The organism is Microcella alkalica (assembly GCF_014137945.1).
GTDB classification, from domain to species: domain Bacteria; phylum Actinomycetota; class Actinomycetes; order Actinomycetales; family Microbacteriaceae; genus Microcella; species Microcella alkalica.
This window is the reverse complement of the sequence record NZ_JACGWX010000001.1, coordinates 272,659-297,044: the sequence shown is the minus strand read 5'-3', so window position 1 is coordinate 297,044 and position 24,386 is coordinate 272,659. Positions and strand designations below refer to the sequence as shown.

The 24,386-nt window shown below is 71.8% G+C and carries 22 protein-coding genes and 2 tRNA genes; 12 read left to right on the top strand and 12 right to left on the bottom strand.

Features of this window, described 5'->3' with window-relative positions:
* The first annotated feature begins 42 nt into the window (after positions 1-42).
* The 3 genes from FHX53_RS01445 to FHX53_RS01435 all read left to right on the top strand — a co-directional run bounded on the left by FHX53_RS01445 (position 43) and on the right by FHX53_RS01435 (position 2,154).
* Entirely contained in the window at positions 43-717 is a 675-nt protein-coding gene (locus FHX53_RS01445; protein WP_182489511.1) for a hypothetical protein, read from the top strand.
* Positions 718-805: 88 nt separating this feature from the next.
* Positions 806-1,540 (top strand): DUF1775 domain-containing protein, encoded by a 735-nt coding sequence (locus FHX53_RS01440; protein WP_182489509.1) that lies wholly within the window; start codon positions 806-808, stop codon positions 1,538-1,540.
* Positions 1,537-2,154: a copper resistance protein CopC gene (locus FHX53_RS01435; protein WP_182489507.1), complete on the top strand. Its 618-nt coding sequence runs from the start codon at positions 1,537-1,539 to the stop codon at positions 2,152-2,154. Before FHX53_RS01440 ends, FHX53_RS01435 begins: the two co-directional genes overlap by 4 nt.
* 82 nt (positions 2,155-2,236) lie before the next feature.
* Here the strand turns inward: FHX53_RS01435 and FHX53_RS01430 are convergent, their stop codons facing one another.
* Both FHX53_RS01430 and FHX53_RS01425 read right to left on the bottom strand, forming a co-directional pair.
* The gene (locus FHX53_RS01430) at positions 2,237-2,899 is read right to left on the bottom strand and encodes an ATP-dependent Clp protease proteolytic subunit (protein WP_182489505.1); all 663 of its coding nucleotides are present in this window, start codon (positions 2,897-2,899) and stop codon (positions 2,237-2,239) included.
* Positions 2,900-2,928: 29 nt separating this feature from the next.
* Positions 2,929-3,513 carry an ATP-dependent Clp protease proteolytic subunit gene (locus FHX53_RS01425; protein ID WP_182489503.1) on the bottom strand — a complete coding sequence of 195 codons (585 nt, stop codon included), beginning with the start codon at positions 3,511-3,513 and terminating at the stop codon, positions 2,929-2,931.
* A gap of 115 nt (positions 3,514-3,628) precedes the next feature.
* On the opposite strand from FHX53_RS01425, the gene FHX53_RS01420 reads away from it, so the two are divergent.
* On the top strand, positions 3,629-4,225 hold the full coding sequence (locus tag FHX53_RS01420; protein ID WP_246335423.1) for a GNAT family N-acetyltransferase: 597 nt from the start codon (positions 3,629-3,631) through the stop codon (positions 4,223-4,225).
* Between the two features lie 59 nt (positions 4,226-4,284).
* On the opposite strand, the gene tig is transcribed toward FHX53_RS01420, so the two are convergent.
* Both tig and FHX53_RS01410 read right to left on the bottom strand, forming a co-directional pair.
* A complete protein-coding gene (gene tig / locus FHX53_RS01415) occupies positions 4,285-5,643 on the bottom strand; it encodes a trigger factor (protein ID WP_182489500.1) in 1,359 nt (452 codons plus the stop codon).
* A gap of 37 nt (positions 5,644-5,680) precedes the next feature.
* Positions 5,681-5,758: transfer RNA gene (locus FHX53_RS01410), tRNA-Pro, on the bottom strand.
* 149 nt (positions 5,759-5,907) lie between these two features.
* Between FHX53_RS01410 and FHX53_RS01405 the strand changes: the two genes are divergently transcribed.
* Positions 5,908-5,978 (top strand) — tRNA-Gly (locus FHX53_RS01405).
* Between the two features lie 94 nt (positions 5,979-6,072).
* Here FHX53_RS01405 and FHX53_RS01400 read toward each other — a convergent pair.
* Both FHX53_RS01400 and FHX53_RS01395 read right to left on the bottom strand, forming a co-directional pair.
* Positions 6,073-7,641 carry a hypothetical protein gene (locus FHX53_RS01400; RefSeq protein WP_182489498.1) on the bottom strand — a complete coding sequence of 523 codons (1,569 nt, stop codon included), beginning with the start codon at positions 7,639-7,641 and terminating at the stop codon, positions 6,073-6,075.
* Between the two features lie 76 nt (positions 7,642-7,717).
* On the bottom strand, positions 7,718-8,245 hold the full coding sequence (locus tag FHX53_RS01395; RefSeq protein ID WP_182489496.1) for an RNA polymerase sigma factor: 528 nt from the start codon (positions 8,243-8,245) through the stop codon (positions 7,718-7,720).
* A 114-nt stretch (positions 8,246-8,359) separates the two neighbouring features.
* Here FHX53_RS01395 and FHX53_RS01390 point away from each other — a divergent pair, with 114 nt between their 5' ends.
* Together FHX53_RS01390 and FHX53_RS01385 are read left to right on the top strand one after the other, a co-directional pair.
* Positions 8,360-12,055, top strand: coding sequence for an SCO7613 C-terminal domain-containing membrane protein (locus tag FHX53_RS01390; protein ID WP_182489494.1), 3,696 nt, complete (start codon positions 8,360-8,362; stop codon positions 12,053-12,055).
* A gap of 139 nt (positions 12,056-12,194) precedes the next feature.
* Positions 12,195-12,683, top strand: coding sequence for a Dps family protein (locus FHX53_RS01385; RefSeq protein WP_182489493.1), 489 nt, complete (start codon positions 12,195-12,197; stop codon positions 12,681-12,683).
* A gap of 68 nt (positions 12,684-12,751) precedes the next feature.
* Here the strand turns inward: FHX53_RS01385 and FHX53_RS01380 are convergent, their stop codons facing one another.
* The 4 genes from FHX53_RS01380 to FHX53_RS01365 are packed head-to-tail and all read right to left on the bottom strand — an operon-like array spanning position 12,752 to position 16,368.
* Positions 12,752-14,239 (bottom strand): amidohydrolase, encoded by a 1,488-nt coding sequence (locus tag FHX53_RS01380; protein ID WP_182489491.1) that lies wholly within the window; start codon positions 14,237-14,239, stop codon positions 12,752-12,754.
* Positions 14,220-14,855, bottom strand: coding sequence for an FMN-binding negative transcriptional regulator (locus tag FHX53_RS01375; protein ID WP_182489489.1), 636 nt, complete (start codon positions 14,853-14,855; stop codon positions 14,220-14,222). Before FHX53_RS01375 ends, FHX53_RS01380 begins: the two co-directional genes overlap by 20 nt.
* An 8-nt stretch (positions 14,856-14,863) precedes the next feature.
* On the bottom strand, positions 14,864-15,880 hold the full coding sequence (locus tag FHX53_RS01370) for a DNA-formamidopyrimidine glycosylase family protein (RefSeq protein ID WP_182489487.1): 1,017 nt from the start codon (positions 15,878-15,880) through the stop codon (positions 14,864-14,866).
* A 2-nt stretch (positions 15,881-15,882) separates the two neighbouring features.
* Complete coding sequence (locus tag FHX53_RS01365; RefSeq protein WP_182489485.1) at positions 15,883-16,368, bottom strand: ribose-5-phosphate isomerase; 486 nt, start codon at positions 16,366-16,368, stop codon at positions 15,883-15,885.
* A 104-nt stretch (positions 16,369-16,472) separates the two neighbouring features.
* On the opposite strand from FHX53_RS01365, the gene FHX53_RS01360 reads away from it, so the two are divergent.
* Positions 16,473-17,249: an SDR family NAD(P)-dependent oxidoreductase gene (locus FHX53_RS01360; RefSeq protein ID WP_182489483.1), complete on the top strand. Its 777-nt coding sequence runs from the start codon at positions 16,473-16,475 to the stop codon at positions 17,247-17,249.
* Positions 17,250-17,285: 36 nt separating this feature from the next.
* On the opposite strand, the gene FHX53_RS13970 is transcribed toward FHX53_RS01360, so the two are convergent.
* On the bottom strand, positions 17,286-17,633 hold the full coding sequence (locus FHX53_RS13970; protein WP_182489481.1) for a cupin domain-containing protein: 348 nt from the start codon (positions 17,631-17,633) through the stop codon (positions 17,286-17,288).
* A complete protein-coding gene (locus tag FHX53_RS01350; RefSeq protein ID WP_182489479.1) occupies positions 17,630-19,051 on the bottom strand; it encodes an NAD(P)/FAD-dependent oxidoreductase in 1,422 nt (473 codons plus the stop codon). The genes FHX53_RS13970 and FHX53_RS01350 overlap by 4 nt, the downstream gene beginning before the upstream one ends.
* 77 nt (positions 19,052-19,128) lie before the next feature.
* Here FHX53_RS01350 and FHX53_RS01345 point away from each other — a divergent pair, with 77 nt between their 5' ends.
* From FHX53_RS01345 to pepN, 4 genes are all read left to right on the top strand, one after another.
* A complete protein-coding gene (locus tag FHX53_RS01345) occupies positions 19,129-21,027 on the top strand; it encodes an alpha-amylase family protein (protein WP_182489477.1) in 1,899 nt (632 codons plus the stop codon).
* Between the two features lie 48 nt (positions 21,028-21,075).
* Positions 21,076-21,324, top strand: coding sequence for a type II toxin-antitoxin system Phd/YefM family antitoxin (locus FHX53_RS01340; RefSeq protein ID WP_182489475.1), 249 nt, complete (start codon positions 21,076-21,078; stop codon positions 21,322-21,324).
* A complete protein-coding gene (locus FHX53_RS01335; protein WP_182489473.1) occupies positions 21,321-21,710 on the top strand; it encodes a type II toxin-antitoxin system VapC family toxin in 390 nt (129 codons plus the stop codon). The genes FHX53_RS01340 and FHX53_RS01335 overlap by 4 nt, the downstream gene beginning before the upstream one ends.
* A gap of 104 nt (positions 21,711-21,814) precedes the next feature.
* On the top strand, positions 21,815-24,358 hold the full coding sequence (gene pepN, locus FHX53_RS01330) for an aminopeptidase N (protein ID WP_182489471.1): 2,544 nt from the start codon (positions 21,815-21,817) through the stop codon (positions 24,356-24,358).
* The last annotated feature ends 28 nt before the right edge of the window (positions 24,359-24,386 follow it).

Here is a 24,386-nt window from a genome sequence, read left to right as displayed (position 1 = left end):
ACACAGCTCGACCCGCCTCCGCGGGCGTACCCTGGAAGGGACATGAGGATGCACGCCGACCTAGCCGCCCGACGCTCGCGCGTCGCAGCGTCGTGGATCGTCGCCCTCGTCGCCACGGCCATCGCGGCCTCCGCCCACACTCTCGCGGGCGGCGCGGCGCCCCACCCCCTCTCCCTGATCGTCGGCGTCGGCGTCTCCGGCTTCGTCGGCATGGCTGCGCTCTCCGCGCTCCGCACCGGCCGCCTGTCCCGGTTCGGCCTCGCGGGCGTCGTCGCTCTCGACCAGGCCGTCTTCCACCTCGTCTTCTCGCTGCTGGGCCCGGCGGGCGGATCCGCCGTCGCGACAGGCGGGGATGCCCCGGTCGGCCACGCGACGCACGGCGGGCTCGACGCGGCGAGCGCCGCGATCGCGCCCGCGGGCATCCCGATCGAGGCGGCCGCACCCCTCGCGGGAGCGACCGCGCTCATGGGGCTGCATCACGCCGTCGCGGCCGTCGCCTCGTACGTCCTCCTCCGCCGGGGATCGTCGGCCGTTGCCACTGCGCTCGACGCTCTCGGGCTCGCCCTGGCTCGACTGCTCGAGCCGCTTCTCACCCCGCAGGTTGTCTTCGCGGGTCGCGCCGGTGAGCGCAGCGTCGAACGGTCCGCCCTCCACTCCGTCCTGGTCCTCGGCGGGTCGGGCCGGCGCGGGCCGCCGGTCGTCGCTCGCGCGCGCTGATCGCGCCAATCCCACGACCACACAGCCATCCGCGCGAATCGCGGCGCCCCTGAGCGCCCCGCGCACTCGAACGTTGAAGGACACTCCCATGACTGCACGCACCCGCACCACCGCCGCCGCCGCTCTCGCCGCCGGCCTCCTGCTTCCTCTCGTCATCGCCGCTCCCGCCCACGCGGACGCGACGGCGAAGCCCGACTCCAGCGCCGCCGGTTCTCGCGCGACCGTGACATTCACGATCCCGCACGGCTGCGAGGCCTCCCCGACCGAGATCGTCACCATCACGATCCCGCAGAGCATCCCGACCGTCACTCCTTCCGCTAACGCCAACTGGACTGTCGAGCGCGTGCTCGAGGCTGGCGACAGCGGCGCCGAGCGGGTCGCGCAAGTGGTCTACACGGCGAAGGACGAGCCGCTGCCGAGCGAGGTCCGCGACTCCTTCGACCTGACCATGACCCTGCCCGAGACGGAGGGCGAGACTCTCGAGTTCCCCGTCCGACAGGACTGCACCGTCGGCGATGTCACCTGGGACGGCGATCTTGTGCCGGCGTTCACGACCACGGAAGCCATCGAGGGCGGCGACGGACACGGGGGCGGTCACGGCGCCGCAGGTGCCTCGGACGAGAGCGATGAGCACGGAGACGAGGAGGGTTCCGAGCACGGCGAGGAGCCCTCAGACGAGGCCGGCTCGACCGAGCTCACCAGCGGGTCCGCTGCCATCGTCGGGGGCGACGTGATCGCGCGCATCCTCGGCGCTCTCGGCCTCGTCGCGGGAGCCGTCGCACTCGCGCTCGCGCTCATCCGCCGCCGAGGTGCGTCCTCGTGAGCGCGGCGAGACGGGCGGCGCGACTGGCCAGTGCAAGTCTCGCCGGCGCCGTGATGGTCGTCTGCGGGCTCGTGGCCCCGGCCGCGGCGCACGATTACGTCGTCGAGTCGACCCCCTCCGAAGGTGCCACGCTCACCGAGCTGCCCGAGAACTGGATGATCACGGCGAACGCTCCTCTTCTCACGCTCGAGGGAAACGGGAACGCCTTCGCCATCGTCGTCACCGACGCCGACGGGCTCTACTACGGCGACGGATGCGTCGAGGTGTCGGGAGCGTCGATGACGGCTCCGGCCGCGGCCGGCGAACCCGGCGAGTACGCGATGACGTTCCAGTACGTCTCGAGCGACGGCCACACGCTGTCGGAGACGTACGCGTTCACCTACGCTCCCGAGGCGGAGGAGCCCGTCACCGAGGGATCCACCGCGGCACCCGCGTGCGGCGGAGAGACCCCGGCCGCTGACGGCGCTGACGGCGCCGCCGGCGACGGTGCGGTGCCCGACGAGACCGGCGCGGTGCTCGCCGCCGTGGCATGGATCGGCGGCGGGCTGCTTGCCGCGGCCGCCATCACGACGATCATCGTGCTCGCGAATCGACGCCGCCCGGCCGGCGACTGACGCGCACGGAGACGACCGCGGGCCCCGCATCCGGTGATCGGATGCGGGGCCCGCGGCCGTTCGCCTGTCGGCACGGCGGTCATCAACTCGCGGTGAGCGCCGGGATCGTCTTGCGGCTCGTGAGGACCTGGTCGATGAGGCCGTACTCGAGGGCCTCGGAGGCGATGAGGATCTTGTCGCGATCGATGTCCTTGTTGACCTGCTCAACGGTGCGGTTCGAGTGCCTCGACAGCGTGTGCTCGAGCCACTCGCGCAGGCGGGCGATCTCCTTCGCCTGGATCTCGATGTCGGACGCCTGCCCGCGGCCCGCGTCGCCCGTCGCCGGCTGGTGGATGAGCACGCGCGCGTTCGGCAGCGCGAGGCGCTTGCCGGGCGAGCCCGCCGCGAGCAACACCGCCGCGGCCGAGGCTGCCTGGCCGAGCACGACCGTCTGGATCTGCGGGCGGATGTACTGCATGGTGTCGTAGATCGCCGTCATGGCCGTGAACGAGCCGCCGGGGCTGTTGATGTACATGACGACGTCGCGGTCTGGGTCCTGCGACTCGAGTACGAGCAGCTGGGCCATGACATCGTCTGCCGACGCGTCGTCGACCTGCACGCCGAGGAAGATGATGCGGTCCTCGAAGAGCTTCGCATACGGATCCTGGCGCTTGTAGCCGTAGGCCGTGCGCTCCTCGAAGCTGGGCAGGATGTAGCGGCTGCTCGGCATCGCGAGCGGGGTGCCGCCGAGGTTCGGGGTCTCCATTGGGGTCTCTCTCTCGTACTCGCGGATGCCTAGGCCTGGGTTCCGCCGCCGCCGACGATGTCGGTGGCCGAGGAGCGGATGTGGTCGACGAAGCCGTACGCGAGGGCCTCCTCGGCGTTGAACCAGCGGTCACGGTCGCCGTCGGCGTTGACCTGCTCGACTGACTTGCCCGTCGCCTCGGCGGTGATGGCCGCGAGACGCTGCTTCATGTCGGAGATCAGCTGGGCCTGCGTCTGGATGTCGCTCGCCGTGCCGCCGAAGCCGCCGTGGGGCTGGTGCAGCAGCACGCGCGCGTTGGGCGTGATGTAGCGCTTGCCCTTCGTCCCGGCCGTCAGCAGAAGCTGGCCCATCGAGGCCGCCATACCGATGCCGACCGTGACGATGTCGTTCGGCACGAACTGCATGGTGTCGTAGATCGCCATGCCCGCCGTGATCGAGCCGCCAGGCGAGTTGATGTACAGGTAGATGTCCTTGTGCGGGTCCTCCGCAGCGAGGAGCAGCAGCTTCGCCGCGATCTCGTTGGCGTTGTCGTCGCGCACCTCGGAACCGAGCCAGATGATCCGGTCTTTGAGGAGTCGATCGAAAACGCTGGTGGGCATTGCCGGTTCGGCCATGGGGTTGAGCTCCTGTTCGTCTCGTGGTTCGAATCTACAGAAGCCAACCCGCGAGCCCGGCCGTGTTCGCCGTGGGCAGAGCACGCGTCGCGCGGGTCGCTACCGTGGCCCCGTGATGCGATTCCGGCAGCCCTCCCCCGCCGACCTCCCGGCCCTCTACCGCGTGTGCCTGCAGACCGGCGACGCGGGCTCGGATGCCACGGCGCGGCACGACGACCCGGACCTCCTCGGGCACCACTGGGCGGGGCCGCAGGCCGTGCACGACCCGGCCATGCGCGAGGTCGACGAGGACGACGCGGGGGTCGTCGGCTACCTCGTGGGGGTCGCGTCGACATCCGACTTCGAGGAGTGGTGCGAGGGCGAGTGGTGGCCCGCGCGGCGCGAGCGGTACCGGCTCGGGGTGGAGCGGCGGGAGGCCGACGCGGAGCTCGTGCGGAGCATCCACCGCCCCGATCGCACGCCGCCGACGATCACCGGGCCGTTCCCCGCCCACTTCCACGTGAACCTCCAGCCCCGCACGCAGGGGCAGGGCATCGGGCGGATGCTCATCGAGCGGCTCCTCGAGCGCCTCGAGCAGCGCGGCGCGACCGGCGTACACCTCGGGGTTGACGCATCGAACGCCCGGGCGATGGGGTTCTACCGGCACCTCGGATTGACGGAGGTCGCCGTCGAGGACGACGGCGGGCTCATCCTCGGCCAGCGGCTCGGGTGAGACGGACGACGGGCCCGGAGCGAGATGCTCCGGGCCCGTCGGCGTGACTGCGGGTTCGACTAGTGGTCGCGGCCCTCGTGGTCGTGACCCTCGTGGTCGTCCTCGTCGTCGGTGACGACCGAGTCGGCGACGGGAGCCGTCGCGGCGGCCGTGAACGCCGACAGGTCGACGGTCTCGCCGCTGCTGTCGACGACCTTCGCCTTGCTGAGGGCGATCGAGAGCGCCTTCGAGCGGGCAACCTCACCGACCATCTGCGGGATCTGGCCGTTCTGGTCGAGGACCTTGATGAACTCGCCCGGCTCCATGTTGTACTGCGCGGCGCCCTGGATGAGGTACTGAGTGAGCTCCTGCTGGCTGACCTTGACCTCCTCCTTCTCTGCGAGGGCGTCGAGGAAGATCTGGCTCGTGAACGTCTTCTCGGTCGACTCGGTGACCTCGGCGCGGTGCTCGTCGTCCTCGAGGCGGTTCTCGTTCTCGAGGTGGCGGCGCACCTCGGTCTCGACGAGAGCCTCGGGCACAGGGATCTCGACCTGCTCGAGCAGCTTCTCGAGGAGAAGGTCGCGGGCCTGAGCGCCCTGGCCGAACGCCTTCTGACGCTTGACCTGCTCGCGGATGTCGTCGGTCAGCTCGCCGATCGTGTCGAACTGGCTCGCGATCTGCGCGAAGTCGTCGTCGGCCTCGGGGAGCTCGCGCTCCTTCACCGACTGGAGGGTGACCTCGATGTGGGCCGTCTCGCCCTCGTGGTCTCCGCCGAGCAGCACCGACTCGAAGGTCGTGGTCTCGCCCGCGCTGAGCGAGTCGAGCGCCTCGTCGATGCCCTCGATGAGCTCGCCCGAGCCGACCTCGTAGGAGATCGAGGTCGCGGTGTCGACGGTCGAGCCGCCGACGGTCGCGACGAGGTCGATCTGCACGAAGTCGCCCGTCGTCGCGGGGCGGTCGACGGTCACGAGCGTGCCGAAGCGGCCGCGCAGGCTTTGGAGCTCCGACTGGACCTCCTCATCGGAGACCTCGGCCGCGTCGACCGTGATCTCGACGCCCTCGTACGCCGGGATCTCGAACTCGGGACGGACATCCACCTCGATCTCGACCTTGAGGTCGCCGGAGAAGTCCTTCTCGCTCGGCCACTCGGTGACGTCGGCCGACGGGCGTCCGAGCGTGCGGAGCTTCTGCTCCTGCACCGCGTCTCTGAAGAACTTGTCGAGGCCCTCGCTCACCGCGTGGTTGATGACCTCGCCGCGGCCGACGCGCTGGTCGATGATGGGCGGAGGCACCTTGCCCTTGCGGAAGCCCGGGATGTTCACCGACTGGGCGATGTGCTTGTACGCGTGATCGATGCTGGGCTTGAGCTCGTCGGGCGTCACCGTGATGGCGATCTTGACGCGCGTGGCGCTGAGCTTCTCAACCGTGGACTGGACCAATTGGGGATTCTCCTGAGGTTTTCGGGGCTGATGGGTCTGGTCGGGGCGACAGGATTTGAACCTGCGGCCTCCCGCTCCCAAAGCGGGCGCTCTAGCCAAGCTGAGCTACGCCCCGATGACTGGCGACCATCGACCAGTTGGGCGGAAGACACGAGGTCTCTGCAAAACGGCCTCGGTAAGTCTAGCCGAGCCTTGCGGCACTGCCGCCGAGCGCTCGTGATGATGCGTTACGCTGGCTCTCGCACGCGGCCCGTTCGGCCTCGTGGGGATGTAGCTCAATGGTAGAGCCTCAGTCTTCCAAACTGATGGTGCGGGTTCGATTCCCGTCATCCCCTCTGTATCGCTGGTTGCGCCGCATCGCTCGCAGCTGACGCGCGGGCTCGCCCGCCGGGCGAGCTGCGCCCACGCCGCCGGAGGCACCGCGAACCGCTACTCCTCCGCGGGGAGCGGCATCGGCTCGATGCGGTACTCGACCGGCTCGGGAAGGGCGATCACGCCGTCCACGAGCGAGGCGACCGAGCTCCACCAGCCCTCGGACTGCTGGAAGGCGTAGCCGGGCACGAGCCAGGCGTCGCCCTCGGAGTCCCACATGAGCAGGAGCGTCGACCGAGCCTCGTCGAGAGTGACGACCTCGATCTCCGGGGTCGGCTCGGGCAGCGGCTCGGGCTCCACGACGGGGGGCTCGCTCGGGTCGACCGGGGACGGCTCGACGGGGGCGGGCTCGGTCGGCTCGGTCGGCTCGGGCGCGATCGGATCGATCGGGCTCGGCTGGATGGGCTCGGGCTCGGCGGGCGCGGCGGGGTCGGTCGGAGCCGGCGCGGGCTGGGTCGGAGCCGGCGCGGGCTCGATGCCGGGGTCGACGGCCGTGCCGCTCGATCCGGTGGCTCCATCGCCGTCGGTGCCGGACATCCGCTGCTCGATGACGCCGTCGGCCGACATCTCGGCGATGCGGACTGCGCCCTGGAACTCGGGGCCGGCGGCTCCGAACCAGCGGCCGTCGGCGAGGCGCGGGACGGCGTCGCGCTCCGACACCGTGCCGAAGGTCCCCTTGCTCACGACGTCCGCCGCGTGCCCGTAGGCCCACGCGATCTCGCCGCCGGGCCCCCACGCGACAGCCCAGTCGAGCGCGGTGGCGACGCCGTCGACCACGAGGTTGGCGCTCGCGACGGTCTGCCACGCGTCGGCGGTGATACGGATGTCCGCCGCGTCGACATCGAGGCCGGTCGCGGTCAGGATCGCGGCGGCCTCGTCGCGCGCCTCGGCCTCGCTCGGCATGTCGCCATCGGCGGGCGGCACAGGCTCGCAGACGTCGGGCGCGATCTCGGGCAGCGGTTCATCGGCGGGAGCCTCGGCGGCGCCGCCGTCGGAGGAGTCGGACGAGCCGGCGTCGCCCGGCGACGCGCACGTCGTCCACCCGCTCCCTGACGGGTCGCTGTACCACCAGCTCGCCGTGCCCGCCCACGTGATCGTGAGCGCAGGCGCCGAGCCATCCTCCGGGCCGACGACGTACGAGGGGTAGCTGTCGTCGTAGTAGCTCGAGCGCATCGCGTCGCCCACGAGGTCGAAGACGCCGGCGAGGTCGTCGAGCGTCGCCTCGGGCGTGCCGCTGCGTTCGAGGGCGTAGACGGCGCCCGATCCGCCGGCGGTCGAGAGACCGTCGCCGGCGACGTACTCGTACTGCTTCCAGATGCCGATGCGCATGTCGCTCGACTCGGCGGCGGCGCCGAACGCCGACTGCTCGGCAGAACCGGCTGCGGCCGTGAAGAGGGGAGCGCGCGACGTGAACGGCTGGGCGATCACGAGCGACCCGGCCGTGACGGCGGCGACCGCGAGAACGGCGCCACCGGCGGCGCGACTGACCCGGCCGTGGTTGATGAGGCGAGGGGCGCGGCGGCCCGGGGCTCCCGTGACGATGTCGGAGGAGAGGACCGGGACGTCGCCGTGGTCGATCGCCCGGCGGAGGCGGGCGGCTGCGTCGTCGTGCTGTTCGCTGCTCATACCCGGTATATGTCGGCGCGCGGGCGGATCTTTCAGCGCGATCGTGGATCGGTTCGCGCAGGGCCGGTCGGGGCGATCAGTCGCGGCCGGCGGCGGGGGCATCCCCCGCGTCGCGCGCCCTGGCGCGCTCGAGCGCTTCGGCGAGCGCCTTCTTCGCTCGGTGCAGGCGCACGCTCACCGCGTTGGGCGTGATCGCCAGGGCGACGGCGATCGCGCTCACCGGGATGTCCTCCAGCACGGCGAGGGCGAGCACCTCGCGGTCGCGCGGGCGGAGCTCCTCCCACGCGCGGGCGAGGGCGAGGTCGCCGAGGACGATGTCCTCCGTGCTCGGCGCGGAGTCGGGGGCCGCCAGGATCGCGAGAGCGTTCGCGCGGGCGACGTGGCGACGGCGGTGATTCGCGACCATGTACGAGGCGATCCGGTAGAGCCACGGGAGCTCCTCGCCCTCGGTGACCGTCTCGCGCTTGCGCCAGGCGACTGCGAAAACGTCCGCGGCGAGGTCGTCGACGGCGTCGCGCTCGACGCGTCGGGCGAGGTACGCGCTCACGGCGGGCAGGTGCCGGGCGTAGACGGCCGCGAACTCGTCGGGCGTCACGGGCGGCATGGCGACAGTCTGCCGCGCCGCGGCTCGTCCTCACCGCACCCGGCGGCGCGTGTTCGCACACCTGACGCGCGCGGAGACGCGCTGCGGCGAGCACCGGCCGATAGGTTGTGCCGCATGAGCGTCGTGCCGCCCCTCAGCCCGCCCGCCGACCCCGAGAGCAGTGGCGCCTCGACCGCCGCCGACGTCGCCCTCGCCGGCCCCGTGGCCTTCCCTCGGTCGCCGCTCGAGCTGCGCTCGACCTCGGTGTGCCCCGTCTGCCTCACGCCCCTGCGCGCAGCACGCTGCGCCCGCTGCGGACTCGACCTCACTCAGCCGTCCGCGATCGAGCTCGCGCGCGTCTCGCAGCAGGCCGCCGATCTCCTGGATGCCCGGGTCGCCCTCATCGGGCGCATCCGGCGCGAGGGCGCGGCCGCCGCGACCGCCGCCAGCGCGCCGGTGGGCGTCGCAGCCGCGACGCTCGCTCACGCGGCGACCGCCGCCGCGCCGCCCTCGCAGTCCGCGCTGCCCGCCGCGTCATCCCCTGCCTCTCCGCGATCGGGGCGCTCGAGCATCCAGATCGCGCTCATCATCATCGGCATCAGCCTCCTGTCGGTCTTCGCGGTCTTCGGGCTCGTGTACGCGTTCCTCACCTACGGCCAGACGGTGCGGATGCTCATCGTCGCCGCGGGGACCCTCGCGACCCTCGCGGCCGCGGCCGCCCTCTCGCGGCGCGGGCTCAGCGCCACCGCCGAGGGTCTCGCAACTCTCGGGACCGTCGTGCTCGTCCTCGACGCGTGGGCCCTGCGCGAGAATGAACCGCTCGGCATCGGTGCGCAGCCGGAGCTCGCCTACTGGGGGGCGGCGCTCGTCGTCGTCGGGCTCGTGTGCGTCGCGTGGTCGCGGCTCGGGCGCCTGCACTCTCCTGCCCTCGGCGCCGCACTGCTCGTGCCGCTCGGCGCGGCCATGCTCGCGACCCACCTCGCCGCGCCACTCGACGCGCAGTGGGGGTCGACGATCCTCGCCGGGGCGAGCACCGCCGTCGGCGGCATCGTCGGAGCGGCGGCCGCGCTCGCGCACCCGGTGCTGACGAGCCGCGAGACGCCCGGGATCGCCCGCGGCGCGCGGCTCATCGCCGTGCTGACGGCGATCGGCCTCGGCACGGTCGCGGGGAGCGCGATCACTCTCGGGCTCGACGATGCGACCGCGACGCTCGTGCTGAGCATCGCGCTCGCCCTCGTCGCCCTGGCCCACGCGGCACTGGTCGCCCGAGTCGCCGACGCCGGGCACGCGCTCGAGCGGTGGCTCGCCGCGGCCACGGGCGCGCTCGCGGTCCTCGCCGCGGTTGCGGGGTCGGCGATCGGCGCCGCACGACTCCCCGCGGGTGATACGGCCGTGTGGCTGCCGCTCCTGGTCGCGACGGCCATCGCCGTCGTCCTGGAGCTCGGCGTCGCGCGACGAGAGCCCTCCCCCGGCACCGTCGCGCTGCGCACCGCTCTGATCACGGCCGCCGCGCTCGCCGCCGCACTCGCGGGAGTCGCGGCGATCGTCGGTCTCGGCGCCGCGGCGGAGGCGGCGCTCGCCCCGACGTCGTCGCTCGGCACGCTGACCACGAGCACGATCGTCGACCCCGAGCCGGTCATCCCGGCCGCGCTCGCGGGCCTGCTCCTGGCACTCGGCTTCGTCGTCGCCGGCTGGGCGGCGCGCGGCGTCCTCCGCGCGCGGGCACGCGCGCTGACGGCCGTCGTCGGCGTCCTCGCGGTCGCCGCCGTGCCGCTGCTCGGGACGTGGATCGCGATCGTCGTCGTCCTCTCCGTTCTCGCGATCGGCGCGAGCCTGCTCCTCCACGCCTCCGGGCGGATCGACTCTCCCGACGATCGCCGCGCCGTGCAGGCGCTCCTGGCGCCGCTCGCCGTGGGCTCCGCCGTGCTCGTGCTGCTGGTCGCGCCCGCCGTCACAGGCGGATGGATCATCGGCACGGCGGTCGCCGTCACCGCAGTCGCCATCTGCCGGTCGCTCCCGGCTCATCCGGTCGTCACCGCGATCGCCGTCGCGACCGCCTCGGCGATCGTCATCCTCGCGAGCATCCCACTCGCCGACGACGTCGCACGAGCGGGGCTCCTCGACGGCACGACCGTCGGCGATGGATCGTCGCCGACGATCGCGCCCTCCGCCCTCGCCCTCGCCCTGTCGGGCATCGTCCTCCTGGCGGCCCAGCTCGGTCGGATGCACCGCACGGAGCGTCGGGCTGCCTCCGCGGTCGCCGTCCTGCTGGGCGCGCTCGCCGCGCTCGACCTGCGCGCCCCTGCCCTCGGTGCGGCGCTCGCGGCCACCATCGGCCTCGGCGCTCTCGTGATCGTCCTCGTCCGATCGCGGCGCGGCGCCCACGACTCGGCGGCCTCTCCCGACGACCGTCACCTGGAGGGGCTCATCTCCGCGGGGCTGATCCCCGGCCTCGCGGTCGTCCTCGCCGGCGCGACGCTGCTCGACGCGACCCCGAGCTCGGTGCCATCCGACGTGAGCGGAGCCGTCGCGCTGCTCGCGCTCATCGTCGTCGCGACGACGAGCCTCGCCGCGCACGCGCTCCGGGCGCCCGACTCCCGGCGTCGAGCGGTGACGGACTCCGTCACCTCGGCTCTCGGCGCGATCGTGGTGCTCGGCTCGGCCGCGAGCGGCTCGACGGCAGCGCTCGCCGGTGGCGACGGGGCGCTCCTGCTGCTGGCGGGCGCGATGCTCCTCCTGCTACTGGCGATCGACCGGGATGGGCTCGTCGGGTCGCGCTCGCGCCGCCGCCACCTGGGCTGGGGCGCTCTGGCGCTCGGTTCGCTCGCGCTCTGGACCCAGCTGGAGGCCACCGGAGAGACCGCACCGGAGCCGTTCGTCCTGCCCGTCGCCGGCATCGTGCTCCTGGTCGCGGCGCGTCTCGCCGTCGTCCGACGCGGCGACGAGAGGGCGCCGAGCCGTGCGGTCGCACCGCTCATCGCCCTCGCCGCGCTGCTCGCCGGCGCTCCCCTCGCGCTGGCGAGCGCGGAGGACTCGCTCCTTCGAGCCCTCGCGGTCGGCGTGATCGCGAGCGTCGTCGCCCTTGCCGTCTCGTGGCGCGCCCGTGAGTTCGACGCGCGCATTCCCGGGCTGGCCTCGAGCCTCTCGTCGGCCGCGCTCGTCGTGCTGGGGGTGCTCGCCGTGGTCCAGTCCGTCGACCTGGCCGCCTCAGCCGGCGCGGGCGGCCTTCCGATCGCGGAGCAGATGCGCGGGATCCTCCTCGTGATCGTGCTCGCGGCCGTCGCCGTCGGAGCCTGGCTCGCGCCGGAGCGGCGTGAGCGCGACATGGTGTCGGCGGGGTCAACGGGTCTCGGAGCGCTCGCGGCGGGCATCCTCGGTGCGGGCGGCGCGGTCGACCCCGTGGAGCTCGTGAGCCTCCCGATCGCGCTCGCGCTCCTCGCGATCGGCACGCTCCGCCTCGAGCGGGACGAGCCCGCCCGCAGCGCCGTGTGGCTCACCCCCGGTCTCGTCCTCCTCCTCGTGCCCTCGCTCGTCGCCGTCGATCAGGACCCCGCTCTCTGGCGCGTCGTCGCCTTGGGTGTCGTCGCCACCGCCGTCGCCGTCGGGGGCGCGATCCGCCGCCTGCAGGCGCCCCTGCTCATAGGCGCGATCGTCCTGCTCGTCCACCTGATCGTGCAGAGCTGGCCGCTCCTGGAGGACATCGGCCGCTCCGTCGAGTGGTGGCTGTGGCTCGGGCTCGCCGGCGTCATCGTCGTCGCGATCGCCGCCCGGTACGAGCGGCGTCTGCAGAACGCGCGCGACCTCGCGCGACGCATCCGCGACCTGCGCTGACTCCGCCCGACGACTCGCGCCCGCCCTGGGAGCGGGGTGGGAGTCGGCTCCACGGGGTGCCTGCCCGATCTAGCGTGGACGAGGAGCGCGCGCCACGAGCGCCGCTCGCCCACGATCGACGACTTGAAAGGACCACGCCATGACGGATGTGACCTCCGCCCCCGAAGCGACGACCGATGCCGACATGATCTCGGGCGTCTCCCAGTACCTCGAGCCCGTCGTCATCGACCTCAACGCCCTCGCCCTGGAGGGCAAGCAGGCGCACTGGCACGTGCGCGGCCGCAACTTCATCGGCGTCCACGAGCTTCTCGACACGCTCGTGGAGCACGCCCGCGAGTACGGCGACACCGCCGCCGAACGGATCGTCGCGCTGGGCCTCCCGCTCGACGCGCGCACCGAGACGATCGCGAAGAAGACGTCGGTGCCGCCCGTGCGCGCCGGCTTCGCGCAGAGCGACGAGTTCATCGCCGACGTCATCGCCGGCATCGACGCTGCGCTCGTGAGCCTCCGCGCCGCGATCGAGGGTCTCGAGGAGATCGACCCCGTGAGCCAGGATCTGGCGATCGCGATCACCGCCGACCTCGAGAAGGATCGCTGGTTCCTGTTCTCGCACATCGCCGAGGCCTGAGGCAGATCCACCCCCGACCTGCGCGTGCGACGGCCGCGGCCCCCTCGGGGTCGCGGCCGTCGCCGCGACTAGGAGCGCGCGAGCTGCGGCAGCGCGGCGTGCGTCACGCGCCCGCCCAGCAGCGTGAGGGCGACGGGCATCGTGCGCAGAGCATCTCCCGATGCCGTCAGCGGATCGGTCTCGACCGCGACCAGATCCGCGCGCTCGCCCACCGCGACGAGTGATCGGGTCGACGCCGCGAGAGCCTCGGCGGGCGTGATCGCCTGCTCCCCGTGGAACGGATCACGCCCGTCGCGCGATCGCGTCGTCGCGGCCGCGATCGCGACCCACGGGTCGAGCGGCGCCACGGGAGCATCCGAGCCGAGCACGATCGTCGCTCCCGCATCCAGCAGCGACCGCAGCGCGAACGCGCGGCGTGTCCTGCCCGGCCAGAAGCGCTCCGCGACGTCGCGGTCGTCCATCGCGTGCTCGGGCTGGACGCTCGCGATCACGCCGAGAGCGGCGAAGCGGGCGAGATCCGAGTCGTGCAGCAGCTGGGCGTGCTCGATGCGGCCGCCGCGACCGAGCTTGTGGAAGACGTCGAGGGCGACCCTGTTCGCGCCGTCGCCGATCGCGTGCACGGCGAGCGCGAAGCCCGCCTCCGAGGCGCGCGCGAGGAGCGGGTGCAGGTCGCACGGCGGCACCGTGAGCAGGCCGTAGGGGTGCTCGGCCTCCTCGGGGTACGGGTCGCAGCAGTAGGCGGTGCGCGTGTTGAGCGAGCCGTCGGTGATGACCTTGAGCGGGCCGACCGAGACCGTCTCGCTTATGACGGCGCCCGAGCGCAGGCCCGCCTCGATCGCGCGGTCGAGGTGCTGGGGGTAGACGCCGAACTCGACCCGGAGGCCGTCGAATCCGGCGGCGGTGCGGCGGCGCCAGTCGTCGAGGCTCCAGCGCATCTCGAGGTCGACGACCCCGACCACGCCGCGCGCGGCCGCTTCGCGCGCCGCCTCGGTGACCCACTCGTCCAGGACGTCATCCGGCGCCGCGTCGAGCTGGCGGGTCACCGCGAACGCGGCCTCCTCGCGCAGCAGCCCCGTCGCGCGCGCCGCCGCGAGCTCGGCGACCGGGAGCTCGGCTCCGAATCGGTCGAGGGCCGCGGAGTTCAGCCAGGCGCAGTGTACATCGGCGCTCACGAGCACGACCGGGTGATCCGGCGCAGCGGCGTCGAGCAGGGCGGCGCTCGGCGCATCGGGCCAGAGCGCGTCGCGGAAGCCTCCGCCCACGATCGTGTCGCCCGGCGCCGCGTGCGCACGAGCATCCGCGACCCGATCGGCGACGTCGCGCGCGCTCGACGCGCCCGACACATCGAGCCGGCGGCGGTGCTGCGCCCACTGGGTGAGGTGCACGTGCTCGTCCCACAGCCCCGGCAGCAGGAAGCGACCGTCGAGATCGACGACGCCCTCGCCCGCGGCGATCGTGCCGGCGGGGTGGATGCCCGTGATGACGCCGTCGGCGATCGTCACGTCGATCGGCGCGTGGCCTCCGAGCGGTCGAGCGTCACGGATGGCGCGGATCATGGAGTCTCCTCATCTCGCGGGCGAGGCCCGTGCTGGCGTACGGGCCGTCGCCCTCGAGCTCGCCGAGGATGCGGTCGATGACCTCGGGGGTCTTGTTCTGGCTGAGCTTCGCGCGCGCGTCGAAGCGGGTGACGCGCAGGCGGATGCCCACCGTGCCCTTCGCGATGCGCGCGCTCTTCTCGGGGTCGAGGTGGAGGCCGCGCGGCTCGGCGACCTCCCTCTCGAAGTGGTCGGTCAGGTGCGCGAGAACGCGCAGGTTCTCCTCGTCGCTGAGGATCTCCGGCGTGCCGTAGAGGTGCGCGGTCACGTGGTTCCAGGTCGGGACGATGTCGCCCTCCGCGTACCAGGACGACGAGATGTAGCCGTGCGGACCCTGCACGATGACGAGCACCTCGCGCTCGCCGAGCCCGTGCAGCTGCTCGTCGGGGCGACCGACGTGGCTCACGAGCACGATGTCGTCGCCCGTCGAGGCCTGCTCATCGAGGAGGAACGGGTAGTGCGAGGCGACGATGCCGCGCTCGGGCACGTGCGACACGATCGTCGCCCACGGGTTGTCGCGCACGAGGCGGCGCACCTCGGCGGTGTCGGTCAGCAGGAAGTGGGGGGTGTGTCGCATGGCGGGCCTCAGACCTGACAGCTCGGGCAGTGGTAGAGCTTGCGAGCGGCGGCGAGCTCCATGACGATGTGCGTTCCGCACAAGCGGCATGGCAGGCCCTCCCGCTTGTAGACCCAGTGCCGGTCGGCGCGGTTGCGCAGGGCGAGGCGACGGGCCTCCTCGTCGAGGCCGTCCATCGTCAGCATCTGCCCGGTGTCGACGCCCACGCCGAGAAGGTAGCGCCAGTCGCGCCACAGGCCGCGGATCACCTCCTCAGGCAGGTCCGCACCGAGCGCGTGCGGGTCGAGCCGTGCGCGGAAGAGGATCTCCGCCCGGTAGACGTTGCCGATGCCGCTCACCACCGACTGGTCCATGAGCAGCAGCCCGATCGGCACACGACGGCGGCGGATGCGCGCGAGCATGCGATCCTCCCCCGCCTCGGCGTCGTCGATGAGCGGATCGGGCCCGAGCCTGTCGATCACCTGCTGCACACCGGCCGCGTCGAGCACCTCGCACGCGGTCGGGCCCCTCAGGTCGGCGACGGCCGAGTCAGTGAGGAGGCGCACCCTCACCGCGCCGATCGGGTCGGGCGGGAAGCCCTCGAGCGCGAGGTCGTCGACGGCGCTCTCGGTCTCCTGCTCGGCCATCCGCAGTCGGGTGCGGCGCGGGGCGCCGATCGAGGCGAGCGACTCCTCGTGCGCGCCGACGACCGTGGTCGGGGCCGCTGCGGCGTCGTCGTCGGATGCTCCGCGCATCCCCGTCTGCCCCATGCGGCCGTTCGCCGCCCGCGTGGTCGGATCGCCCCGCACGTCGCCGGCGAAGTCCCACGCGCCGTAGATGCCGAGGTGGACGCGAAGCCACACCGCATCGTCGAACTCGAGGAACATCTGCTTGCCGACGGCGCGCGCATCGCTCATCGTCCGGCCGTCGAGGATCGCGGCCCCGTCGGCGAATCGCCCCTGCGGCGAGCTCGCGCTGACGTGGCGGCCGACGAAGTGGCGCCCGAACTGGCGGGCGATGCGATGGACGGAGTGACCCTCGGGCACGATCAGACGATGCCGTGGCCGACGATGGCGCCCGTCGACTCGTACTCGCCGACCTGCGCGATGCGGCGCGCGTGCCTCTCGTCGCCGGGGAACGGCGTGGAGACGAAGACGTCGATGAACCGCAGCACCTCCTCGACGGAGTGCTGGCGGGCGCCGATCGCGATGACGTTCGCGTCGTTGTGCTCGCGGGCGAGGATCGCGGTCGCGTCGCTCCAGACGAGGGCGGCGCGAATGCCGCGGACCTTGTTGGCGGCGATCTGCTCGCCGTTGCCCGAGCCGCCGAACACGATGCCGAGCGCCTCGACGCCCTGCTCGAGGTCGCAAGCGACGGCGCGAGCGGCATTGATGCAGAACGCCGGGTAGTCGTCGAGCGGGTCGTAGTCGACGGGCCCGTGATCGTGGACCTCGTGACCGAGGCTCGCGACGTGCTCGCGCACCGTGCGGCTGAAGTCGAGACCGGCGTGATCGGTGGCCACGTGGATGCGCATGACCTCGATTCTAGGGCCGCGGGATGCGGGTCAAAGGTCCCTGGCGACGGCTCGCGCCCGGTGGAAAGCTGAGGCTGCATCCGATCGACGAAGGAGTCGTCACCATGACCCGCACCTACCTCGTCACGGGCTCGGCGAGCGGCATCGGCGCCGCGACCGCCGACCTGCTCGCCGCCCAGGGCCACCGCGTCATCGGCGTCGACATGCACGACGCCGACATCGTCGCCGACCTCACGACGCACGAGGGCCGCGCCGCCCTCGTCGAGCACGCCCGCGACCTCAGCGGCGGCACGATCGACGCGGTCATCGCGAACGCCGGCCTCGCGACCGAGTCGACGGCGACCGTCGCGGTGAACTACTTCGGCGCGCTCGCGACCCTCGACTGCCTCCGCCCGCTCCTCGCCGGGTCGTCGGCCCCGCGCGCGGTCGCGACGGCGTCGATGGCGTCGCTCTTCCCCGTCGACGACGAGCTCGTCGACGCGTGCCTCGCCCACGACGAACCGGCGGCGCTCCACCGTGCGAAGGAGCTCCTCGACGAGGGCGCCGGCGGGCTCATCTACAGCTCGACGAAGCGGGCCCTCGTGCGGTGGATCCGCCGCAGCGCGGCGACCGACGAATGGGCCGGTTCGGGCATCCCTCTCAACGGCGTCGCCCCCGGCATCATCCGCACGCCCATGACGGCGACGTACACGGCGACGGAGGAGTCCAGGAAGGCCGTCCTCGACATGGTGCCGATGCCGCTCAACGGCATCGCCGAGGCCGAGACCGTCGCGCACCTCATCGCCTACCTCACGAGCGTCGAGAACACCCACCTGTGCGGTCAGGTCGTCTTCATCGACGGCGGCAGCGACGTCGTCATCCGCGGCGAATCGACCTGGTAGCGATCGCTACGGCCGGATGCGCCGCGCGGGCGGGGCTCAGGCGATGTAGATCTTCCGCAGCGTCTCGAGCACTTCCCACTCGGTCTCCTCGCCGTCCTCGAGACGACCGACCGAGCCGGGGACGAGCTCGGTCTCGGAGCCGTCCTCGCGGCGAAGGATCGCCCGGCCGCGCAGCACGATGAAGACCTCCTCGACCTCGACATCGGTGACGATGCCAGGTGTGATCTCCCAGACGCCGACCTCCCAGTCGTCGAGCTCGGTGAGGGCCACCGACCCGACGTGCGGGTCGCCGTCGACGACCTGCTCGGGGTCGACCCGCTCGAGCTCGAGCTCGAGCTCGAGGGCCTGGACGATCGTGGGCGCGTCGAGCGGAAGAGAGGTCACGAGTCGAACCCTAGCCCCACCGCGTCGAGCGTGCGAAGGAACAGATTGCGACGGCCCTCGCGGTGGTCGGCGCGATCCAGCGCCCTGCGCACCGACTGCACGGCCGGATACGTGGCCGGTTCGGGCGGGAACGGCAGCGGGAGCTGGTTCACCATCGCCAGGGCCGTGCGCTCGCTCTCGAGCCCCGCGAGCTGGTCGAGCATGACGTTCGCGGCGAAGCGGGTCGCGGCGACGCCGAGCCCGGTAAAACCGGCCGAGTAGGCGACGCGACCGCCGTGCGCGGTCGCGTGGAAGGCGCAGAAGCGGCTCGATGTGTCGATGACGCCCGCCCAGCGGTGCGTGAACCGGATGCCCTCGAGCTGCGGGAAGGTCGTGAGGAAGTGGCTCGCGAGCGTCTCGAAGCTCTCGCGGCGGTCGTCGTACTCGGCGCGGATGCGCCCGCCGTAGTGGTAGATCGCGTCGTACCCGCCCCACAGGATGCGGTTGTCGGCGCTCAGTCGGTAGTAGTGGAACTGATTGGCCGAGTCGGCGACGCCCTGGCGGCCGCTCCAGCCGATCGAGGCGAGCTGATCGGTCGACAGCGGCTCGGTCATGAGCACGTAGTCGTATACCGGCACGGTGTGCAGGCGGTAGCGCTTGAGAAGCGACGGGAAGGCGTTGGTCGCGAGGGCGACGCGATCGGCGCGCACGACGCCGCCGGCCTTCGTCGACAGCTCCACGGCATCCGTCTCGGCGCGCAGCGCGGTCACGGGCGCGTGCTCGAACACCTCGACGCCGGCCTCGAGGCACGCCCGCAGCAGGTCGCGCCCGAGCTTGCCGGGGTGCGCGAGGGCGGTGTCGCGCGTCGAGAGCAGCCCGCCCTGGTAGGTGGGCGAGGCGATCTCGCGCTGCATCGCGGCGTCGTCGTAGAAGTGCTCGGTGCGACCGTCGTGCGCCTCGGCGAGTTCGCGCACCTGGTACTGCTCGGTCGCTACGGCGAACGAGCCGACGCGCTCGAAGTCGCAGCTCCAGTCGCGATCGCGCACGGTCGCCTCGATGTCGTCGAGGTTCTGCATGCCGAGCCGATCGAGCGTCTCGAGCTCGTCGACGAAGCGCTGCTCACCGTTCTTCGCGCCGTGGGTCAGGGTGGCCTCGACGAACCCGCCGTTGCGACCGGAGGCCGCCCACCCGATGCGCTTGGCCTCGAGCAGGATGACGCGCGCGCCGGGGTCGCGCTCCTTCGCGAGCAGCGCCGTCCAGAGCCCGGCGTAGCCGCCGCCGACGACCGCGAGATCGGCGCGCTCGCGGGTCGTGAGCGCCGGATGCGGCGCGCGGGCAGGCAGGTCGTCGAGCCAGAAGACCGAGAGGCGCGTGTCGGCGAGCGACGCCTCGACGACACGCAGGTCAGGACGGTCGCGTTCGAATACGGTGGACGCCATAACGCAAGGATGGCACACGTTGTCCATCTGGACAACAGTCTCGCGCGAGGCACGAGCACCGACGAAGGGATGCCGCGATGGAGCAGGCGCTGCAGGCCGCGATCGAGGGCGCTCGGCTCTCGAGCACGACCGATGACGACTGGGCCCGACTGCACGAGCGCGCCGCGCGCGAGCTGCCCCGACTCACCGACCTCTTCCGGGCGGTGTACGGAGACAGCGAGCGCACCGACCGCGAGCTCGAGCTGCTCGTGGCTCAGCTCGCGACGAGCTGGCAGACCCGCCCCGCCGAGCTGCGGGCGCTCGACGCCGCCCGTGAGGCCGACCCCGACTGGTTCACCTCGAACCGGATGCTCGGCGGCGTCATCTACGTCGACCGGTACGCGACCGATCTGCGCGGCGTGAGCCCGCGCATCCCCTACTTCCAGGAGCTCGGGCTCACGTACCTGCACCTCATGCCGCTCTTCCTCGCCCCGGAGGAGAACAGCGACGGCGGCTACGCCGTGTCGAGCTACCGCGAGGTGAGCCCCGCGCTCGGCGACATGGCCCAGCTCACGGCGCTCGCGGCCGAGCTGCGCGAGGCGGGCATCGCGCTCGTCGTCGACTTCATCTTCAACCACACCTCGAACGAGCACGAGTGGGCGCAGCGGGCCCTGAACGGCGAGCGCGAGTTCGAGGACTACTACTGGGTTTTCGATGACCGGGAGATGCCCGACGCCTTCGAGCGCACGGTGCGCGAGATCTTCCCCGACGACCACCCCCGCTCGTTCGTGCCGATGCCCGACTCCCCCGACGGCACGCGCACGGGGCGCTGGATCTGGGCGACGTTCCACACCTTCCAGTGGGATCTCAACTACTCCAACCCCGCGGTCTTCCGCGCGATGGCCGGCGAGATGCTGTTCCTCGCCAACCAGGGCGTCGACATCCTGCGCATGGACGCCGTCGCGTTCATCTGGAAGCAGCTCGGCACGCAGTGCGAGTCGCTGCCCGAGGCGCACCTTCTGATCAGGGCCTTCAACGCGGCCCTGCGCATCGCCGCCCCGGCCGTGCTGTTCAAGTCGGAGGCGATCGTGCACCCCGACGAGGTCATCCAGTACATCTCGCCCGAGGAGTGCCAGCTCAGCTACAACCCGCTCCAGATGGCGCTCATCTGGAACTCGCTCGCGACGCGCGATGGCCGCCTGCTGCAGCAGGCCCTCGAGCGCCGCCACGCGCTGCCGGCCGGCACGGCGTGGGTCAACTACGTGCGCAGCCACGACGACATCGGATGGACCTTCGCCGACGAGGACGCCGCCGAGCTCGGCATCGACGGCTACAGCCACCGACGCTTCCTGAACAGCTTCTTCGTCGACCGGTTCCCCGGCTCGTTCGCGCGCGGCGTGCCCTTCCAGGACAACCCGAAGACGGGCGACTGCCGCATCTCGGGCACGACCGCGTCTCTGGCCGGGCTCGAAGCGGGCGATGCGGGGGCGATCGATCGCATCGTGCTCGCGCACAGCATCCCCCTCTCGACCGGCGGGGTGCCGCTGCTGTACCTCGGCGACGAGGTCGGCCAGCTGAACGACTACACGTACATCGCCGACCCCGCCCACCGCGACGACAGCCGCTGGGTCAACCGGCCGCCGTACCCGGCCGACCTGTACGCGCAGCGCCACGACGTGACGACGGCGGCGGGGATGCTCTACTCGCGCCTCACGCGCCTGCTGGCCGTGCGTCGCACGACGCCGGAGTTCGCCGGCGGCACCCTCATCGCCTTCGACGCCCGCAACCCGCACGTCATCGGGTACCAGCGGCCGGGGGCCGGCACGCGCGTGGTCTGCTTCGCCAACGTCGCTGACGACCCGCAGACCGTCACCGCGCTCACGCTCTCGGGGCTGCCCGCGACCGGACAGGACCTGATCGTCGGCGGCACGATCGACCTGCGGCGCGACCTCGTGATCCCCGCGCACGGCATCGTGTGGATGCGCGTGGCCGCATAGAGCTCGGATCCACCAAAATGCTACAGTTGCTACACTGAGGGAGGCGACATGGCTGAACGACTTGCACACCGCGATCTGCGCAATCGCAGTTCAGAGATCCTCCGCAATGTCTCCGCAGGGGGCACCTACGAGATCACGAACCACGGCAAAGTGGTCGCGCTACTGAGCCCCCCGGCGCCCGACGGATCTCTGCGCATCCGCCGCGCGACCAGCGCACGCCCCTTCGCCGAGATCTCGCGCTCACGCACGAGCGAGAGCACGGCATCTGCACTCGAGGCTCTCCGCGACGAGCGATGAGGATCTACCTCGACACGTCGGCCGCCGCCAAGGTGCTGGTCGACGAGAGCGAATCGGATGCATTGACTGCGTATCTCGATCGCGCCGACCCCGGTCGCGAGATCGTGTCGAGCGCCCTGCTCGAGACCGAGCTGCGTCGACTCGCTGCTCGCGTGGATCTTGCGCAGTCGTCGGTCTCCGAGCTCCTCGCACGCATCGATCTGGTCGAACCGACGCGGTCGATCTTCCATGAGGCAGGTGTGCTTCCCGGCCCGAACCTTCGCAGCCTCGACGCCCTGCATCTGGCCACGGCACTTCGCACCGAGGCCGATGTTCTGGTCGCCTACGACACCCGTCTGCTCGACGCGGCGCAGGCCCTGGGCCTCGCGACCGGCTCCCCCGCCTGAGCGCACGGGCCGCGTTCCCCCCCTCTGCCCTGTCTCGCCGAATAAGGTGGAGGCGCTCCGCCACGAGCCGAGCATTTCCCCTGTGTGCCGAAGGAGGCCCCGCTGTGCCCGGAGAGAATCTGACCCGCGCCGAAGCCCAGGAGCGCGCGTCGCTCGTCCAGACCGAGAGCTACGACATCGCGCTCGACCTGACCACGGGAGCCGAGGTGTTCCGGTCGACGTCGACCGTCGTCTTCACCGCGATCCCCGGCGCGAGCACGTTCATCGACGCGATCACCCGCACGGTGCACAGCGTCACGCTCAACGGCGTCGAGCTCGACGCGGCCGCCATCGCCGACGGCACGCGCATCCGCCTCGAGAGCCTCGCCGAGCGCAACGAGCTCACGGTCGTCGCCGACCACCAGTACACCAACACCGGTGAGGGCCTGCACCGCTTCGTCGACCCGGTCGACGGCGAGGTCTACCTGTACTCGCAGTTCGAGGTGCCCGACAGCCGCCGCGTCTTCGCGGTCTTCGAGCAGCCCGACCTCAAGGCGACGTTCCGCTTCACGGTGACCGCGCCCCAGTCGTGGGTCGTCGTCTCGAACGCGCCGGCCGAGTCGCGCGAGGAGTCGGGCGACAGCGCCACGTCCGTCTTCGCGACGACCAAGCGCATCTCGAGCTACATCACGGCGATCATCGCGGGCCCGTACCAGAGCGTCACGAGCGAGTTGACGAGCTCCGACGGCCGCACGATCCCGCTCGGGATCTTCGCGCGCGCCTCGCTGTTCGAGTACCTCGACGCCGACTACATCTTCGACATCACCCGCAAGGGCTTCGAGTACTTCGAGTCGAGGTTCGGCGTCGCGTACCCGTTCGAGAAGTACGACCAGCTCTTCGTGCCCGAGTTCAACGCCGGCGCCATGGAGAACGCGGGAGCGGTGACGTTCACCGAGACCTACGTCTTCCGCTCGAAAGTCACCGACGCGATCAAGGAGCGCCGCGTCGTCACGATCCTGCACGAGCTCGCCCACATGTGGTTCGGCGACCTCGTGACCATGAAGTGGTGGAACGACCTGTGGCTCAACGAGTCGTTCGCCGAGTGGGCGTCGACGATCGCCACCGCCGAGGCCACCGAGTGGCACGAGGCGTGGACGACCTTCCAGGCGATGGAGAAGAGCTGGGCGTACCGCCAGGACCAGCTGCCGTCGACCCACCCCGTCGTCGCGACGATCAACGACCTGGAGGACGTGCAGGTCAACTTCGACGGCATCACGTACGCCAAGGGCGGCAGCGTGCTCAAGCAGCTCGTCGCGTGGGTCGGCCAGGAGGCGTTCTTCGCGGGGGTCTCCGCCTACTTCCGCAAGCACGCGTGGGGCAACACCGAGCTGCGCGACCTGCTCGTCGAGCTCGAGGCCGCAAGCGGACGCGAGCTCACCTCGTGGAGCGAGAAGTGGCTCGAGACGGCGGGCGTCAACACGCTGCGCCCCGAGCTCTCGGTCGACGAGTCGGGCACGATCACCGCGTTCGCGGTGCTGCAGAGCGCGGCGCCCGACTACCCGACGATCCGCCCGCACCGCATGGCGATCGGCTTCTACGACCTCGTGGATGGCGCGCTCACGCGCACCCACCGCCTCGAGCTCGACGTCGACGGCGAGCGCACCGACGTGCCCGAGCTCGTGGGCCGGAGCCGCCCCGCGCTCATCCTGCTGAACGACGACGACCTCGCGTACGCCAAGATCCGCCTCGACGAGGCCTCGCTCGCCGTCGCGATCGAGCACCTCGCGGCGATCGAGAGCCCGCTGGCCCGCGCGATCGTGTGGGGCGCCGTGTGGGACGCCACGCGCGACGCCGAAGCGGCACCGCGCGACTACGTGCGGCTCGTGCTCAACAACATCGCGACCGAGACCGAGTCGACGACGATCCGCACGACGCTCACGCAGCTCACGACCGTCGCCCGCCTCTACGTCGACCCCTCGCGGCGCGACGCGACGATCGCCGAGGTCGCCGACGCGCTGTGGGCACTCGCGCAGAGCGCGGAGGCCGGCAGCGACGCGCAGTTCCAGTTCGTGAAGTTCTTCGCGAACATGGTCGCGACGCCCGCCCACGGCGAGATCCTCGCAGGCCTCCGCGATGGCTCGATCGCGCTCGATGGGCTCGGCGTCGACACCGACCTCGAGTGGGAGCTCCTGGAGGGCCTCGCCCTCGTCGGCGCGATCACGCCGGGCGACATCGACGCGGCCCTCGCGAAGGACAACACATCGAACGGGCAGCAGGCGGCGTCGCGCGCCAACGCGGCCTTCCCGGACGCGGCGAGAAAGGCCGCCGTCATGGAGCACCTGCTCACCGACGACTCGGTGCCGAACGCGATCGTGCGGATGACGACGATGGGCTTCCAGCACGTCAACGACCCCGCTGGGCTCGAGGGTCTCGTCGGCCGCTACTTCGACGCGCTCGTCGAGGTGTGGGAGAGCCGCAGCTACAAGATCGCCGAGTACCTCATCCTCGGCCTCTACCCGGCGCCCCTCGCGTCGCTGCGGCTCGTCGACGCGACGCGCGCCTGGCTCGACGCGAACCCCGACCAGCCGGCCGCGCTGCGTCGGATGGTCTCGGAGAACCTCGCGGGCGTCGAGCGGGCGCTCGCCGCTCAGGATCGCGACCGCGCGTAGACGAATCGCCCCGGGCATCCTGCGGCGG